General features: G+C 64.6%; 15 protein-coding genes. 10 read left to right on the forward strand and 5 right to left on the reverse strand.

What is annotated here, in order from left to right; genetic code table 11:
* Window positions 1–88 precede the first annotated feature (88 nt).
* Together G5S35_RS35395 and G5S35_RS35400 are read left to right on the forward strand one after the other, a co-directional pair.
* Window positions 89–490 carry an Imm41 family immunity protein gene (locus G5S35_RS35395; RefSeq protein ID WP_082992299.1) on the forward strand — a complete coding sequence of 134 codons (402 nt, stop codon included), beginning with the start codon at window positions 89–91 and terminating at the stop codon, window positions 488–490.
* A 71-nt stretch (window positions 491–561) separates the two neighbouring features.
* On the forward strand, window positions 562–2289 hold the full coding sequence (locus tag G5S35_RS35400) for a ShlB/FhaC/HecB family hemolysin secretion/activation protein (RefSeq protein ID WP_183040166.1): 1728 nt from the start codon (window positions 562–564) through the stop codon (window positions 2287–2289).
* 43 nt (window positions 2290–2332) lie between these two features.
* Here the strand turns inward: G5S35_RS35400 and acuI are convergent, their stop codons facing one another.
* The 3 genes from acuI to G5S35_RS35415 all read right to left on the reverse strand — a co-directional run bounded on the left by acuI (window position 2333) and on the right by G5S35_RS35415 (window position 6001).
* Window positions 2333–3316, reverse strand: a complete 984-nt coding sequence (acuI, locus tag G5S35_RS35405; RefSeq protein WP_065062829.1) for an acrylyl-CoA reductase (NADPH) — start codon at window positions 3314–3316, stop codon at window positions 2333–2335.
* Between the two features lie 56 nt (window positions 3317–3372).
* Window positions 3373–4011, reverse strand: a complete 639-nt coding sequence (gene acuR / locus G5S35_RS35410) for an acrylate utilization transcriptional regulator AcuR (RefSeq protein WP_074987218.1) — start codon at window positions 4009–4011, stop codon at window positions 3373–3375.
* Between the two features lie 70 nt (window positions 4012–4081).
* Complete coding sequence (locus tag G5S35_RS35415; protein ID WP_065062832.1) at window positions 4082–6001, reverse strand: SMP-30/gluconolactonase/LRE family protein; 1920 nt, start codon at window positions 5999–6001, stop codon at window positions 4082–4084.
* A gap of 720 nt (window positions 6002–6721) precedes the next feature.
* Here G5S35_RS35415 and G5S35_RS35420 point away from each other — a divergent pair.
* Window positions 6722–7063, forward strand: coding sequence for a hypothetical protein (locus tag G5S35_RS35420; RefSeq protein WP_065063018.1), 342 nt, complete (start codon window positions 6722–6724; stop codon window positions 7061–7063).
* 63 nt (window positions 7064–7126) lie between these two features.
* On the opposite strand, the gene G5S35_RS35425 is transcribed toward G5S35_RS35420, so the two are convergent.
* Window positions 7127–8014, reverse strand: a complete 888-nt coding sequence (locus G5S35_RS35425) for a LysR family transcriptional regulator (protein WP_065062834.1) — start codon at window positions 8012–8014, stop codon at window positions 7127–7129.
* A gap of 166 nt (window positions 8015–8180) precedes the next feature.
* Here G5S35_RS35425 and G5S35_RS35430 point away from each other — a divergent pair, with 166 nt between their 5' ends.
* The 6 genes from G5S35_RS35430 to G5S35_RS35460 all read left to right on the forward strand — a co-directional run bounded on the left by G5S35_RS35430 (window position 8181) and on the right by G5S35_RS35460 (window position 13104).
* The gene (locus tag G5S35_RS35430) at window positions 8181–8840 is read left to right on the forward strand and encodes an NADPH-dependent F420 reductase (protein ID WP_110329094.1); all 660 of its coding nucleotides are present in this window, start codon (window positions 8181–8183) and stop codon (window positions 8838–8840) included.
* A gap of 380 nt (window positions 8841–9220) precedes the next feature.
* Window positions 9221–9523, forward strand: coding sequence for a DUF3649 domain-containing protein (locus tag G5S35_RS35440; protein ID WP_065062838.1), 303 nt, complete (start codon window positions 9221–9223; stop codon window positions 9521–9523).
* Window positions 9523–11199 (forward strand): PepSY-associated TM helix domain-containing protein, encoded by a 1677-nt coding sequence (locus G5S35_RS35445; protein ID WP_183040167.1) that lies wholly within the window; start codon window positions 9523–9525, stop codon window positions 11197–11199. Before G5S35_RS35440 ends, G5S35_RS35445 begins: the two co-directional genes overlap by 1 nt.
* The gene (locus G5S35_RS35450) at window positions 11199–11474 is read left to right on the forward strand and encodes a DUF3325 domain-containing protein (protein ID WP_183040684.1); all 276 of its coding nucleotides are present in this window, start codon (window positions 11199–11201) and stop codon (window positions 11472–11474) included. The genes G5S35_RS35445 and G5S35_RS35450 overlap by 1 nt, the downstream gene beginning before the upstream one ends.
* A 105-nt stretch (window positions 11475–11579) precedes the next feature.
* Window positions 11580–12377, forward strand: coding sequence for a 2OG-Fe(II) oxygenase (locus G5S35_RS35455; protein ID WP_183040168.1), 798 nt, complete (start codon window positions 11580–11582; stop codon window positions 12375–12377).
* A gap of 22 nt (window positions 12378–12399) precedes the next feature.
* A complete protein-coding gene (locus G5S35_RS35460; protein WP_183040169.1) occupies window positions 12400–13104 on the forward strand; it encodes a 2OG-Fe(II) oxygenase in 705 nt (234 codons plus the stop codon).
* A gap of 39 nt (window positions 13105–13143) precedes the next feature.
* Here the strand turns inward: G5S35_RS35460 and pstS are convergent, their stop codons facing one another.
* Complete coding sequence (gene pstS / locus G5S35_RS35465; protein ID WP_420874552.1) at window positions 13144–14205, reverse strand: phosphate ABC transporter substrate-binding protein PstS; 1062 nt, start codon at window positions 14203–14205, stop codon at window positions 13144–13146.
* Between the two features lie 439 nt (window positions 14206–14644).
* Here pstS and G5S35_RS35470 point away from each other — a divergent pair, with 439 nt between their 5' ends.
* Window positions 14645–15238, forward strand: a complete 594-nt coding sequence (locus G5S35_RS35470; RefSeq protein ID WP_338048740.1) for a response regulator transcription factor — start codon at window positions 14645–14647, stop codon at window positions 15236–15238.
* Window positions 15239–15296 lie beyond the last annotated feature (58 nt).

Below are 15296 nucleotides of genomic sequence, written 5' to 3' on the forward strand. Positions count from 1 at the left end.
CGATGTCGCAGATAATCTGACGTGTGGAAGTTGAGCCTTAATCGAAAACGGCATTACTGACTTCGAAGGTAAAGTGATGTGAATTGCGATGACCGAAAATATGAATCCAAGAGTAGTTATTGAGCAAAATTGCTCATGGTGCGAAGCCTTCTCTGAGACGTCGTTTGTTTCGATCTTGCACGAAGATGGCTTGTGGCAGCGAGAGCAATATTGGCTCCTTGAGTGGGCCGTTTGCAATCTTATTTCAAATGCGGTCGAGCATGCTGATGTGTGCGCCCCCATATTCCAGATATTCAGTCGGACGATCGGCTTGATATGTTCGCACCTTGATTCCAATGATTTGTTTGAAATCAAAAATCTTGAGCGTGACGATGTCTATGCCTTCCGCGAGCGGATACAGATAGTTTTCGAGGGATTTTTTTTGAAACGCTTGCCAAAGAATGCGCTGTTCGATGAATTGAATCCTTTGCTTCCCAAGGATGGGTCGTGAAAAATTGCAGTTGCTCCGACCAATGAGCATGGCAATACCTACGAAATCTAGTTTTGCAAAGACTTCTCGCAATGAAAATTAGAAAGAGCTTGGCGGCGTTGCCGCTGACGGCTTTGGTCGCGCTCGCGCCCAATGTGCAGGGGCAAAGCCTCGGCGGCATCGAAACCGAGCAGAACCAGCAGCAGCGCCGCGACGCGCAGCAGCGCGAAGCCGCAGTGTCCGCGCCTGCGGTTCGCTCGACTGTGACGAAGATCGAAGCCTATCCCGCGCTGCCAGCCGAAACGCCGTGTTTCCGCATCGACCGGTTCGCGCTCGACGTGCCCGAGACGCTGCCGGCCGCAGCGCACGCAAAAGGCGCATCCGCGCTCCCGCTCGATCCGTTCGCCTTTGCGCGCGAATGGCTCGACCACTACACAGGGCAATGCATCGGCAAGCAAGGCATCGACATACTGAGCAAGGCGTTACAGCAGGCCGTGCTAAGTCGCGGCTATGTGACCACGCGCGTACTCGTGCCGCAGCAGGATTTGACGACCGGCACGCTGTCGTTCGCGCTTGTGCCGGGTCTCGTGCGTCAGATTCGTCTGGCCGATCCTTCGATGTGGGGGACGTGGAAGAACGCGTTTCCGGTCAGCGGCGGCGACCTGCTGAACATGCGCGATCTGGAGCAAGGTCTGGAGCAGATGAAACGCGTCGCAAGTCAGGACGTGGACATGAAGATCGAACCGACCGACATCCCAGGCGAAAGCGATGTCGTCGTGTCGGTAAGACGTGCAAAGCCCTGGACGTTCGTCGCATCGGTCGATAACTCCGGAACCGAGTCGACGGGCAAATGGCAAGGCAACGTCAGCCTTGGCATCGACAACCCGCTCGGCCTGAACGACGTGTTTACGGTCGGCGCGAATCAGGATTTGTCGTTCGGCAACAAGGCGCTCGGTTCGCACGGGTTCAATGGTTCGTACTCCATTCCGTTCGGCTACTGGACGGCGACCCTGTCGGGCAACACGAGCACGTACTACCAGAACATCGCGGGCGTGAACGAGACATTCGTATCGAGCGGCAACTCACAGACGGCCGCGCTGCGCATTGCGCGCGTGCTCTCGCGCGGCCAGAACGACGTGCTCGGCGGCTACGTGCAGCTATCGAAGCGTTTCGGCGACAGCTTCATCGACGACACGACGATACCGACACAGGCGCGCAACAACACGTTCCTCGAACTCGGCGCGACCGACCGGCATTACTTCGGCGCGGCGCAATTCGACGGCACGCTCGCCTACCGTCAGGGCATCGGCGGACTCGGCGCAACGCCGGACCCGTATATCGATGGCCCGACGTACCGCTTCCATATGGCCGTGCTCGATGCGAACCTGTCGGTGCCATTCGCGATTGCAAACCAGCCATTCCGGTACGTCACGACATTCCACGGCCAGTTCACCAACGACACGCTTTTCTACATCGACGACCTGACCATCGGCAGCCGTTACACCGTGCGCGGCTTCGACGGCGAAACGATGCTCGCGGCCGAACGCGGCTTCTACTGGCGCAACGAGCTGCAATGGCCCGTGCTCCAGACGGGACAGACGTTGTACGCGGGGATCGACTACGGGCGCGTGTTCGGGCCGAACACGGCAGCACTGGCTGGAACACAACTGGCGGGCGCGGTGATCGGCATTCGCGGCGGCGTGCCGACGAAATATGTTGGCGTCTCGTACGACCTGTTTGCAGGGACGCCGATCTACAAGCCCAAAAACTTCCCGACCGCGCGCTGGACGGTCGGGTTCCAGCTAACAGCAGCGTTCTAACCGCCCGCACGCGCCAACCGCACAACCACTACACCCAAAACACTCACCGATTCACATCAACCACAATCCGCCCACGCACGCGTCCCTCGAGCAAATCCGCCGCAGCAGGAATCGCCTCCGCCAGCGCGATCTCGCGCGTGATCGTGTCGAGCGTCGTCAAATCCAGCGTATGCGCGAGCGCCTGCCACGCCTCCTGACGTTCTTCGAACGGACGCGTCACGCTGTTGATCCCGAGCAGACTCACGCCGCGCAAGATGAACGGCGCGACCGTTGCAGGCAATTCCATGCCTTGCGCGAGGCCGCAGGCGGCCACCGCGCCGTTCGCGCGCAGGCTCGCGCAGACGTTCGCGAGCGTGTGGCCACCCACGGAATCGATGGCCGCGGCCCAACGTTCCTTTTGCAGCGGCTTGCCGGGTTCGGTGAACGCGGCGCGATCAATCACATCGGCGGCGCCCAGTTGCCGCAGATAATCGGCCTCCTGCACCTTGCCGGTCGAGGCGACCACGCGATAGCCGCGCTGCGCGAGCAGGGCGATGGCGAAACTGCCCACGCCGCCGCTCGCGCCCGTCACCAGCACGTCGCCGTGGCTCGGGCCGATGCCGTGACGCTCCAGCGCGAGAATGCAGAGCATCGCCGTATAACCGGCCGTGCCGACGGCCATCGTCTGGCGCGGCGTGAGTCCGGCGGGCAGCGGAATCAGCCAGTCGGCCTTGACGCGTGCGCGCTGCGCGAGGCCGCCCCAATGCTGTTCGCCCACGCCCCAGCCATTGAGCACGACCGCATCGCCGACCGCGTAACGCGGGTCGGCGCTCTGTGCGACCGTGCCGGCGAAGTCGATGCCGGGCACCATCGGAAAGCTGCGCACGACCGGACCTTTGCCGGTGATCGCCAGGCCATCCTTGTAGTTCAGCGTGCTGTACTTGACGTCGACGAGCACATTGCCCGGCGGCAATTGCGCGTCGTCGAGTTCGGCAACGCGCGCCGAGTATGTTTCGGATTCCTTTTCAATCAGGATGGCTTTGAACATGGTTCGTTTCCCGTGTGACGTGAGCGGTGCGATCGAATGAATGGATCGCCGCGGCGCTACTGCGCGCGCGGCAGCCCGGCGATAAATCCCTTGAAAAACGTATCGAGCGGCGCGTCGCTGCGCACCAGCCGCGCACGCATCACCGCGCCTTCCCAGCCGATCCAGAAGCAGGCCGCCAGCGCGTCGAGGTCGGCGTGCGGCGCGAGTTCGCCCGCTTGCTGCGCATCGTGCAAACACGCGGCGACACGCGCCTGCCAGCCCTGGAACACGCGTTCGAGCGTGCCGCGAAAATCGTCGGGCAGGATATCGACTTCGATGCCGAGATTGCCTGCGAGGCAGCCGCGCGTGTAGTCGTGACGCGCCATGCCCGCCTTGGCGTCGTCGACGAAGGCGGCGAGGCGATCGAGCGCGGGCCGCGATGTGTCGAGCAGCCAGCGGTCGAGCTTGGCGAGAAAGTAGGCGTCGTAGGCGTCGAGCAGGACGCGGCCGAACGCCTCCTTGCTCTCGAAGTAGTGATAGAACGAGCCCTTCGGAATGCCGACGCGCTTGAGCACGGCGTCGAGCCCGGTGGCGGCGAAGCTTTGCCCGGTCAGCAATTCCATGCCCGCGCGGATCAGCGCGGCGCGCGTGTCGGCGTGCGCGAGCGGGTCTTTGCGGGGGCGGCCGCGACGCGGCCGGTCAATCGAGGCGTCCATGCCGGGGATATTAGACCGATCGTCTCAAAAATTCAATCCCCGGCTTGAACACGCTTGAACACGCGCGATCTCAAGGCGTCCAGCGATGCACGATCACGCTCGTGCCGTTGTAATTGTCCTTGGTGATCACGTATTGCCCCGCCGAATTCAGATACACGCGCAGGCCGTACATCGAATCGACGTCGTTGCCCACATCCACGTTGGTCGGGTTCGCATTCGTCAGCGTGGTGACGAGCTTGCCGGTGGTGAGATCGTAAATGTCGATGTTCGGCACCGTATGCACGTAGCCGACGAACAGATAATTGCCCGCGGCGGCAATCGATTTCGGATTCGCGCTGGTGAGCGTGATAACGGGGCTCGGCCGGTTGATATTGCCCGACGTCCAGCCGTGATAGACCTCGATATAGCCGTTCATCGCGGTCCAGTCCCAGTTGCCCGCGAGGCCCTGGGCGAGAATCATCGTGTCGCTTTCGGGCAGATAGAGAATGCGCGCCGTGGGCCGCACGCTTTCCGGCGTCGAGATCGTCGTGGCCGCGCCCCATTGCGGTTTGCCGGTGCTGTCGAAACCGGTCAGCGGATAGTGGTAGATGTGATTCGTGCGGTTGAGTCCGGCCCAGACGTCGCCGCGGCTGTCGAGGCAGAAGCCGCCCGTCACTTCGAGCGAGGTGTTGAACGGCGTGCCCGGAATCGAGCCGTCCGGAATCGCGATATAGCCGCTGCCCACGTTGAAGTGATAGAAGTAGAAGATGCCCGGATTTTGCCCCGACGCCACCAGAATGCGGTTGCCGTTGACCGTCACGAGCTGGCCGAAGTGTTCGTCGCGCTGCGTGTCGTTCATGTTCAGGCGCGGGTCGTTCGGGTAGGTGAACGGATCGACCGTATTGGCCACGAAGGTGCCGCCCGCGGTCCCCGTATAGATCGCGGTGCCGCTGTAGAACAGCGCGCCGTCGGTGACCGGATCGGGCGCGGCGACGCCTTCGAAATTCAGGCCCTGAAGCTTCCAGAGCAGCGTGCCCGCCGCGTTGTACGCGTGGATATCGGTGCCGCCGTTGCGGCCGAGATCCCAGCCGCCGCCCCACGGATTGTTGAGCACGTAGAGATTGCCGCTGCTGTCCTTGCCGATGCCGGTCACGCGCGTGAAGCGCTTGTCGCCCACCTGGCCCTTGATGCCGGTCGTGGTGTCGAGGTAGCCGCCTTTTACGCCGAAGGTGCCGGTTTGCGTGGGCGTGCCCGCGAGGCTGTAGAGCTTGATGTTCTGGTCGGGGCCGCTGTCGCCGATCATCAACTGGGCGGTCGTCGCATCGAAATAGAGCGCGGAGGGTTGCGAGCCCGCGGCCATCTGGATCTGCTGGAGCTGTGCGCCCGCCGGACTGAATGCGGTGACGGTGCCCGCGCTCTTTTGCGCGATCCACACGTTGCCCGCGTTGTCGAGCGCGAGCGCGCCCGGATTGGCGATCGAAATATCGCGCTGCCACGCGCCGTCGGTGGTGTAGACGCGCACGCGGTTGCCGTAAAAGTCGCTCACGTAGAGCAGCGTGCCGGCGGTGGCGAGTCCGGTGATGGCGTCGACGCGGCTCAGGGCGTTCCACACGCTCACGTTGAAAGTGAGGTCGCGCTGGCCGCTCGCGCGGTTGTAGCGGCCCACGGTGCCGCTGCCGTTCGAGGTGTTCACCGAGAGCGCGACGAAGATATCGGTGGCGTTGCCGGTGATCGCGCCGCCCTGGAATTCGTCGTGGATGCCGATCGAGCCGAGACTCTTGTCGTTCTGATAAATGGCGACGCCGCCTTCGTTTTCGTCCCAGAACGATGACGTATAGATGACACCTTCGGGCGCGACCCACATCGAGCGCGCGCCGTTGCCCACGTGCGCCGCGAGCGTACCGTAAGTGTTGGCGAGCCAGTCGGTGGTGTACTGCTGCGCATGGGACGCAGGCGAGATCGCGGCCGTCGCGGCGCAGACGAGAGTGGCGCACATGCGCTTCGTGAACATGGATGAGGCTCCTGGTGCGGATAAACCGGTGACGCGATGACGATGAGCGCATCCGGCGGCGCTCGATGACATGGCGGAATTGGACGAAACGACGTGCGTGATCCGCGTGTCGCAACGGGCGTTTTTGCGAGCGCCTGTGCGGGTACGGTTGCGGGTTTACGCGCGCGCATCGGAGCAAGCGGCATGCCGCGCGGCGCACTTTTTTGTAGGCTATGCGCGAGGGATTGAAACGTCGTTATGCGCCAGTGGGTTGGGAGTCGTCGAAGGCGCTATGCGGATTGCAAGACATGGGTGAACGGTGTTTTGCGCTGCAAATTCGGTGGCTGACGCAGGAAGAATGTGCATGCAACGTTTCTTTTTAGCGCACGTTTTGCGGGGGCGATTGCAATGAACATGACGAAGGCGGAGCGAGCCAAAGCGGTGCACGCTCGCGTGAATGAATGTCGAACTCTTTACGCGCGCGGCGATCTCATGCGGAACGCGTCGCCGTTTATGCTGGATGTCACCGGGAGCGCGTATAGTCTTTAAACCCGGACTTTAGACCCGGTCGACAAAAGCAGTCAGCGAATTCCATCGCCGAAATTTCATGCGGGCGAAATGAAAACGCGGACACATTCGGGCGCACAATGCTTGCTTTTGCCGCGCCCGCCCTTAGGTAGAGGACTTCGTTTCAGTAGCGGCGTGGCGCCTTCCACGCCGGGAAATCAGGGACAGCAAGCCGTGAAAGTCGAATTTGTCGAAGCGAGCAGTGCACGCCCCGACTTGCTCTGCTATCTGGTCGCGATTGCCGCGTCGTCGTATGCGCTCACGCAGGAGTGGCGCGTCGATCACGTCGTGCAGTGCTGCCGCGAATGGCTGGACAAGAGCGCGCTGACGATGCACTGGCTCGACCGCGTGCGCCTCGGCCAGCTCGCGCTGAAAATCGCGAGCCGCGACCTGCTGGGCGCGGGCATCGCCGTGCGTCTGTCGAGCGTCTCGGTGCTCTTTACCGCCGAGATGGAACTCAACGAAGCCTCAACGATGGTGCAGCGGATGATGTCGCTGTGCCACGAAGCGCTCTGACGCGTCACGTCGCGTTGCTCGCCGCACGGCGCTGAAATCACGCGCCGAATCTACGCACCGAACCTACGCGCCGAAAGCCGCCACCACTTCCTCCACGAAATACCGCAGCTTGAGCGTCGTCGGGCTGCTCGCCATCACGATGTGCATGGGCCGCGCCACCGGTTCGTACTGCGTGAGCAGTGGCACCAGCGAGCCGTCGCGCAACGCGTCGCGCACGGCGGTTTCGGGCGCGAGCGCAATGCCGAGCCCGTTGACGGCCGCCGTGATCAGCGCCTTCATGTCGTTGGCGCGCAGGCGCGGCGCGATCGGCGCGGTCCAGGCCTGACCGTTCTCGATGAAGCCCCAGCCGCTCGCCGGCGGCGCCGATGTATAAGCAAAGCCCAGGCACTCGTGCTCGATCAGCGCGTGCGGCGTCTCGGGTGCGCCCGCCGCCGCGAGGTAGGCGGGCGACGCGCACACCACGAAGCGATACGGCTTGAGCGCACGCGCGACGAGCGTCGAGTCGTTGAGCGCACCGAGCCGGATGGCGGCGTCGTAGCCTTCGTCGACGATATCGACGAAACGGTCGGTCAACGTGAGATCGATCTGCACGTCGGGATAGCGGTTTAAAAAGCGCGCGATCGCCTCGGGCAGCGCAAAGGCGCCGAAGGTCACCGGCGCGGTGATGCGCAGGCGTCCGCGCGGCGTGTCGGCCAGCGAGCGCGCCTGGGCCTCGGCGGCTTCGGCGTCGGCGAGCAGCGCGCGGCAGCGCTCGTAGAACGCCTGTCCCGCCTCCGTGAGGCTTTGCCGCCGCGTCGTGCGGTTCAAGAGGCGCGTGCCGATGCGCGTCTCCAGTTCCGCCACGTGACGCCCGGTCATCTGCGGCGTCATGCCGAGCGCCTTGCCCGCGGCGGCGAACGAACCGCATTCGACCGTCTTTACGAAGGCCGCCATGCCGGTCAATCGATCCATCCTGGCTCCCAGATTCGAAACTGTCCTTTTCGACAGCCAACCATTTTCGCCGCTTTATCGCGTCCAGTGTTCGAATCATAGTGGTATCCGGGGCGTGCGCGAAAGCGCCGCAACAAGCCAACCACGCACATCGGCGACGGCGCGAAGCCGTCAGGAGGACATCGGCATGAAAATCGGCATTATTGGCGCGGGCTTTATCGGACGGGCGATGGCGGAACTCGCCATGCGCCACGGCGACTCCGCGATGCTCAGCAACTCGCGCGGCCCGCAGACCTTGACGAGCACGCGCGCCGCCATCGGCTGCGAACTCGGCACGACCGGCGAGGCGGCCGCGTTCGGCGACGTCATCGTGCTCGCCGTGCCGTTCGGCAATCTCGCGCAACTGCCGCCGGGCCTGCTCGACGGGCGCATCGTCATCGACACCTGCAATTACTATCCGGACCGCGACGGCCACGTTGCCGCGCTCGACGCGCACGAGACCACCACGAGCCAGCTCGTGGCCGCCGGCTTCCCGGGCGCGCGCGTCGTGAAGGCGTTCAACGCGATCCTGGCCGCCGATATCGGCACCACGGGCGCGCCCGGCGGGCAGCCGGGGCGGCGCGCTCTGCCGCTCGCGAGCGACGACGCGGCCGCGAAGGACGTCGTGAGCACCTTGCAGGACCGCTATGGTTTCGATGTCGTCGATACGGGTGGCCTCGCGCAAAGCTGGCGCTTCGAGCGCGCGAAGCCCGCGTACTGCATCCCGCTCGATCGCGCGGGCATGGAGCGCGCCATCGCGCAGGCGCAGCGCGACGTGGAACTGCCGCACGGTTCGTGGCGTAAATAGCGCTCGGGGCGGCCGGGCAGGGAAGTTGGCACCGATGCGCGCACCGAAGCGGACACGGGCGGCGGCCCGTGTCATGCGCCGTTACAGAAAGGCGGACGCGCGGCTGTCCCTTTTCGGGTCGCTCGCGTGTCATGAAAGATGAGCGCGCACGTTCGCCGGGCTGACGGATGGAACCGTCGGCACCGGCCGAACGCGGCGAAATCGGCAGCAATGCGCATTTGCTGGCGAACGCGCGCAACTTACGAGATCATTGCGGCGCTCGCCGCTTTCCGTTTTTCCGCTTTCACGATCACCGCCATGCCTGTGTTGTTTCACCTGCCGTTGTTCGAGTCGTTCGCCGATTTGCTGACTTTTGTGCCCGCCGCCGCGGCCCGTCGCCCATGAGCGCGGCGTTGGCCCAGGTGCGCCGGGTGGCGCCGCTCGTCTCGCGTATCCTCGCGGCGATTGTCGGCGGCTACGCACTGGCCGCGCTCACGAGCGTCGCGGCGCTCGCGTTGCCGATTGCCGCGTCGCAAGGCGTCATCACAGGCATGCTGGCGAGCTTCGTCGTCTACACCTGCGTTGTGATCGGCGTGTTTCTCGCGCGTAGCGCGCGGCGCGCCTGGGGCGGGCTGCTGATCGCGGCGGTGCCGCTGTTGCTGGCGTCGTGGTCCGTCTGGACGTCGGCCGGAGGCGCAAAGTGATGGCGAATCCCAACGACGCAACGCCGCAAGTGCGCGATAACGGTCGCGCCCCAAAATCGGCGAAATCGACGAAATCGACCGGAACACAGAGCAAGGGCGTGCGCCAGAGCATGTCCGATCTGCACACGTGGGCGGGGCTGCTGGTCGGCTGGCTGCTGTACGCGATGTTCCTGACCGGCACGGTCAGCTACTTCAAGGAAGAGATTTCGCAATGGATGCGGCCCGAGCTGGCGCATCAGCAGCAGGTGCCCGATCCGGCCGCCGTCGCGCAGCGCGTGGCCACGACGCTCGCCACGCTCGCCGACGGCACCACGCAATGGAGCGTGCAACTGCCGACCGCGCGCAGCAATCTCGCCAGCGCGTTCTGGCGCACGCCGCCCGGCTCGGCGCAAAAGGGCATGTTCCAGGAAGGCGTGTTCGATCCGGCGACGGGCCACGCGGTCACGGCGCGCGACACGCTCGGCGGCGAGTTTTTCTATCGCTTCCACTTCCAGTTCTATTACATGCCGGTGATGTGGGGCCGCTGGCTCGCGGGCCTTTGCGCGATGTTCATGCTGGTGGCCATCGTGAGCGGCGTGATCACGCACAAGAAAATCTTCGTCGACTTCTTCACGTTCCGCTGGGGCAAGGGCCAGCGCTCGTGGCTCGACGCGCATAACGCGCTGTCGGTCTTCGGCCTGCCGTTCCATCTGATGATCACCTACACGGGCCTCGTCACGCTGATGACGATGTACATGCCGTGGGCGGGCGAGGTCGCGCTCAAGTCGGCGGCGCAGCGTCAGGAAGTCGCCGCGCAACTGAATGCGTTCATCCGCCCCGGCAAGCGGCAAGGCGTGGCCGCGCCGCTCGCGAACGTCGACCGGATGGTTCGCGAGGCACAGGCGCGCTGGGGCGAAAACAACGTGCTGCGCGTGACGGTGACGAATCCCGGCGATGCGAGCGCACGCGTGGCGGTTTCGCGCGGCGAGGCGCTGCGCGTGTCGGTGAGTCCGCAATATCTGCTGTTCGACGGCGTGCGCGGCAAGCTGCTCGAAACGCACGACCACGTCGGCGGCGCGGCCGAAACGCGCGGCGTGCTTTACGCGCTGCACATGGGCCGCTTCGGCGATCTGCCGGCGCGCTGGCTGTATTTCATCGTCAGTCTGGCGGGCACGGCGATGGTCGGCACGGGCCTCGTCATGTGGACCGTCAAGCGCCGCCAGAAGCTGCCCGATCCGATGCGTCCGTACTTCGGTTTTCGCCTCGTCGAGCGGCTCAATATCGCCAGCATCGCGGGTCTGTCGATCGCCATGACGGGGTATCTGTGGAGCAACCGGCTGCTGCCGGTGGCGCTGCCGCATCGCGCCGATACCGAAATCAACGCCTTCTTCGCGATCTGGGCCGCGACGCTGCTCTACGCGCTCGTGCGCCCCGCGAAGCGTGCGTGGATCGAATTGCTCTGGCTGGCGGCCGCGCTGCTCGCGCTCCTGCCGGTGCTCAACGCGCTCACGACGCAGCGTCCGTTCTGGCGCAGCGTCGCGCAAGGCGACTTCGTGTTCGCCGGTTTCGATCTGATGATGTGGGCGCTGGCGGCGCTGCATGCCGCGCTCGCGTGGCGCACGGCGACGCATCGTCCGCGTGAGAAAGCGGCGGGCAAGCGCGCGACGGCGACGCTGCCGCAAGAGGAGGAAGCGTGATGGTCGGGCTGACGTTGGGGCTGTGCGTGATGGCGTTCGCGTTTCTCGCGCTGGGCATGGAGCGGCATCAGCAAGCCGTGCTCGGACGCACGCTCGACGCCGGGCGCACGCGCGGCTTCAGGATCGCGGGATGGTGCGCGCTCGTCATCACGCTGCGCATGATCGTGGGCGAGGCGGGCTGGGCGATGGGGCTCGTCTATTACGCGGGCTGCACGAGTCTCGCGGCGGGCATCGTGTATGGCGCGATCCTGTGGCGTCAGCGCGCGCGGGCTTGAAGCGGAGATTCTGGGCGAGGAAGAACGCAAGAAGCGGAGTTCGATCCGCGAGCATTGCGCGTAGACTTTCGCTGAAACGGCTTGGGGCTTTTTCAGGGACGCGCCATGAATTATGCAGTGCAGGATGGCTTCGATTTCACGCCGCACGAATCGGATGAAGCGGACGAAACGGACGAAGCGGATGAATCAGGCGAGGCGGACGAGCGCGCCATCGCCTGGCAAGCGGCCGCCACATCGCTCGACCGATACGGCAACGCGATCCTGCCTGCGTTGCTCACGCCCGCGCAGTGCGAAGCGCTGATCGCGCTCTACGCGGACGAACAGCGTTTTCGCTCGACCATCGTGATGGCGCGCCACAATTTCGGGCGCGGCGAGTATCGCTATTTCGCGTATCCGTTGCCGCCTTTGCTCGACGAGTTGCGTCACGCGCTCTATGCGCGGCTCGCGCCCATCGCGAATCGATGGAATGCGCAACCTGGTATCGACCCAAATACCAATGCAGCGTATCCCCGCGATCTCGACACCTTTCTCTCGCGCTGCCATCGCGCCGGACAAACGCGTCCGACGCCGCTGATCCTGCGTTACGGCAGCGGCGATTACAACTGTCTGCATCAGGACCTGTACGGCGATCAGGTGTTCCCGTTGCAGGTCGCCATTTTGCTTTCCGAGCCGGGCCGCGATTTCACGGGCGGCGAGTTCGTGATGACGGAATCCGCGTCGAACGGACAGCGCGCCGAAGTCGTGCCGCTCGCGCAAGGCGACGCCGTGGTGTTCGCCGTGCATCATCGCGCGGCGGCGGGAAAGCGAGGCGGCATCCGCAAGGTGGCGATGCGGCATGGCGTGAGCGTCGTGCGTAGCGGACATCGCTACACGGTCGGTTTGATCTTTCACGACGCGCGCTAAATCGAACGGATGCCGGATCAACATGAATATCGATAATCGGGATTGGCACGCCGTCGAAGCGCAATTGAACGACGAAGGCTATGCCGTGCTGGCGGACGGGTTCGACGCGACGCAAGCGCTCGCGCTCGGGCGCGAACTCATGCAGGCCGATGCGCGGTGCTATCGCAGCCGCGTCGCGCTCGACACACTGGATCTCGGGCGCGGCGAACTCCGCTATTTCGCCGACGATTTACCCGCGCCGCTCGACGCCTGGCGCGACGCGCTGTACCGGCATCTCGCGCCCATCGCGAATCGCTGGAGCGCGAAGCTCGGCGCGCCGCATGCGTTCGCGCCTGACTTTCACGGCTTTCTCGACGCCAATCTCGCGGCGGGGCAAACGCAGCCGCAATCGAGCGTCTCGCGTTTGCGCAGCGAGGACTGGCAGGCGCTGCATCAGCGCGACGCGGGCCGCGAGGTGTTTCCGTTTCAGGTCGTTGCCGTGCTCTCGGAACCGCAACGCGACTTCACAGGCGGCGAATTCGTGATGACGGAGCGACGCCCGCGCATGCAGTCGCGTCCGATCGTGGTGCCGCTGCGGCTCGGCGATCTCGCGGTGGTGGCGACCTCGCTGCGTCCGTGCGAAGGCGCGCAGGGCGTGTATCGCGTGTCGCTCAAGCACGCCATCAGCCGCGTGCGTGGCGGCGAGCGCATCGGTCTCGAACTGGCGTTTCATCACGAGGCGGACTAAGGCGCGCGCTAAAGCGCCGACACGTCACCTCGCTGTGCCTCACTGTCCTGCGATCGACTTGCGTGCGCTGTTGTCGTCGGCGTTGCGGGTCTCGCCGTCGTGCCATTGCGCACGGATCTTCGCCACGACCGCGCCCGGCAAGGGCACGTAATCGAGCGCCTGAATCGTGGTCTCGCCATGCGTGAGCGCCCAGTCGAAGAACTTGAGCGTTTCCTTGTCGCGGCCAGGTTTCGCGGGCGTCGTGCCCAGCAGCACGTAAGTCGCGCCCATCACCGGCCACGCCTCCTTGCCGGGCTGATTCGTGAGCAGCCGATCGAGCGAGCCCGACCAGTCGGCGTTGGCCGCCGCCGCATTGAACGACGCCGCGCCCGGTTCGACGACCGCGCCCGCCGCATTGGTCATCGCCGTATAGGTGAGGCGATTGTGCTTCGTGAAGTCCCAGGCGATATAGCCGATCGCGCCGGGCAGATATCCGACGAACGTCGCCACGCCCTCGTTGCCCTTGCCGCCGATGCCGAGCGGCCAGTGCACGCTCGTGCCTTCGCCCACGCGCCGCTTCCATTCGGGGTTGACCTGCGCCAGGTAGTGCGTCCAGATCAGCGTCGTGCCCGAGCCGTCCAGGCGCCGCACCACGGCGATCGGCGTGTCGGGCATCTTGAGCTTCGGGTTCAGGCGCGCGATGGCGGGATCGTCCCAATACTGGATCTTGCCGAGGAAGATGTCGGCGAGCACGTCGCCCGTCAGCATCAATTCGCCCGCCTTGAGGCCCGGCAGATTCACGACCGGCACCACGCCGCCGATGGCGGTCGGGAATTGCCGCAAGCCCGCCTTGCGTAGCTGATCGTCGGTGAGCGGGGCGTCGGAGCCCGCGAAATCGACAGCGCGCGCGAGCACCTGCTTGATGCCGTCGGTCGAGCCGGTCGGCAGATAGCTGACCTTGCCGCCGCCCGACTTCAGATAATCGGCGGCCCAGCGCGCGTAGAGCGGCGCGGCGAAGGTGCTGCCGGCGCCGGTCACGCAGTCGGCATGCGCGACGCCAAAAGGCAGGCCGCTCATCGACGCGCCCAGCAGCGCGGCGATCAGGATTCGCGTTGTTTTCACGAGCGTCTCCATGCGAATGGCGCTGCGCGGCGCGCCTCGATGTGCTTCGCCAAAACGCGCAATACAGCCTGCATTAGAAGCCCGTGACCGGCGGGATTCAAATTGAATCGCGCTATCGTGCGAACGCTGGGTGCGCTGGCGCACAGAGCGGCGGCGAGGATAGCTAACGAACTCGCGGCAATACGGCGCGCGCCGCGATCGAAGCTTGCTGTGAAAGGCGCTGTGAAAGCCGCTTTGTAAATGCGCTTGAAAAGCCGTTTGAATAAACCGGTTAATTCCCGCGCCGGTTGATTCGGGTTTATTCGTATCGCGGCGAAAGCGCGCATTAAGGTTCCCCTAAGCCACGAGCGGAGAAAATCGCACTCGATGATGGGAGGCGCTTGTGCGATTGCTTTTACTTGAAGATGACGAAACGGTCGCTGGCCCGATTTATGAATTGATGTGCAGTGCAGGTCATGAAACGGACTGGGCGAGCAACGACTACGAAGCCGAATTGTCGCTGCAAAACGGCAGCTACGATCTGGTGCTGATCGCGCTCGGCTTCGCGCGTCTCGACGCGCTCGACATGCTGCGGCGTTACCGGCATCGCGGCGGCAGCGCGCCGGTCATCGCCATGATCGGCCGCAATACGCAAGAAAGCCCGATGGCCGCGCTCGACGCGGGCGCCGACGACTACCTGATCAAGCCGTTCGATCCCGCCGATTTCAGCGCGCGTATCCGCGTGCTGCTGCGGCGGCCGCAGCAAAACGCCGATCCCCGCCCGGACGGCGACCTGAAACTCGATCACACCCGTTGTTCGGTGCAGGTCAAGACCGAATCTGTCGCGCTCAAGCCCAGCGAATTCCGTCTGCTGTTTGCGCTCGTCAACGAGCCGCTGCGAATCTTCACGCGCGCCGAACTGGCCATGCGCATCTATGGACGCCGCAAGAGTGTCGTCAATAATGCGGTCGACGTCCACGTGCATGCGCTGCGGCGCAAGCTCGGCGCGGAGCAGATCGTGACGGTGCGCGGCGTGGGGTATCGGCTGCGCTAGGCCGGGCGGCGAAAGCGGGGGGGATCAGGCGCAAGTCGAGTAGCAGTCGGGCGCAAAC

Origin of the sequence: Paraburkholderia tropica, assembly GCF_014171495.1 — a bacterium.
In the GTDB taxonomy this organism is placed as follows: Bacteria; Pseudomonadota; Gammaproteobacteria; order Burkholderiales; family Burkholderiaceae; genus Paraburkholderia; species Paraburkholderia tropica.

Excerpts from the sequence above, each read along its gene's own strand:
- G5S35_RS35395 (WP_082992299.1), top strand. The coding sequence starts at position 89 with ATGACCGAAAATATGAATCCAAGAGTAGTTATTGAGCAAAATTGCTCA.
- G5S35_RS35400 (WP_183040166.1), top strand. The coding sequence starts at position 562 with ATGAAAATTAGAAAGAGCTTGGCGGCGTTGCCGCTGACGGCTTTGGTC.
- acuI (WP_065062829.1), bottom strand. The coding sequence starts at position 3,316 with ATGTTCAAAGCCATCCTGATTGAAAAGGAATCCGAAACATACTCGGCG.
- acuR (WP_074987218.1), bottom strand. The coding sequence starts at position 4,011 with ATGGACGCCTCGATTGACCGGCCGCGTCGCGGCCGCCCCCGCAAAGAC.
- G5S35_RS35415 (WP_065062832.1), bottom strand. The coding sequence starts at position 6,001 with ATGTTCACGAAGCGCATGTGCGCCACTCTCGTCTGCGCCGCGACGGCC.
- G5S35_RS35425 (WP_065062834.1), bottom strand. The coding sequence starts at position 8,014 with ATGGATCGATTGACCGGCATGGCGGCCTTCGTAAAGACGGTCGAATGC.
- G5S35_RS35430 (WP_110329094.1), top strand. The coding sequence starts at position 8,181 with ATGAAAATCGGCATTATTGGCGCGGGCTTTATCGGACGGGCGATGGCG.
- G5S35_RS35440 (WP_065062838.1), top strand. The coding sequence starts at position 9,221 with ATGAGCGCGGCGTTGGCCCAGGTGCGCCGGGTGGCGCCGCTCGTCTCG.
- G5S35_RS35445 (WP_183040167.1), top strand. The coding sequence starts at position 9,523 with ATGGCGAATCCCAACGACGCAACGCCGCAAGTGCGCGATAACGGTCGC.
- G5S35_RS35450 (WP_183040684.1), top strand. The coding sequence starts at position 11,199 with ATGGTCGGGCTGACGTTGGGGCTGTGCGTGATGGCGTTCGCGTTTCTC.
- G5S35_RS35455 (WP_183040168.1), top strand. The coding sequence starts at position 11,580 with ATGAATTATGCAGTGCAGGATGGCTTCGATTTCACGCCGCACGAATCG.
- G5S35_RS35460 (WP_183040169.1), top strand. The coding sequence starts at position 12,400 with ATGAATATCGATAATCGGGATTGGCACGCCGTCGAAGCGCAATTGAAC.
- G5S35_RS35470 (WP_338048740.1), top strand. The coding sequence starts at position 14,645 with ATGTGCAGTGCAGGTCATGAAACGGACTGGGCGAGCAACGACTACGAA.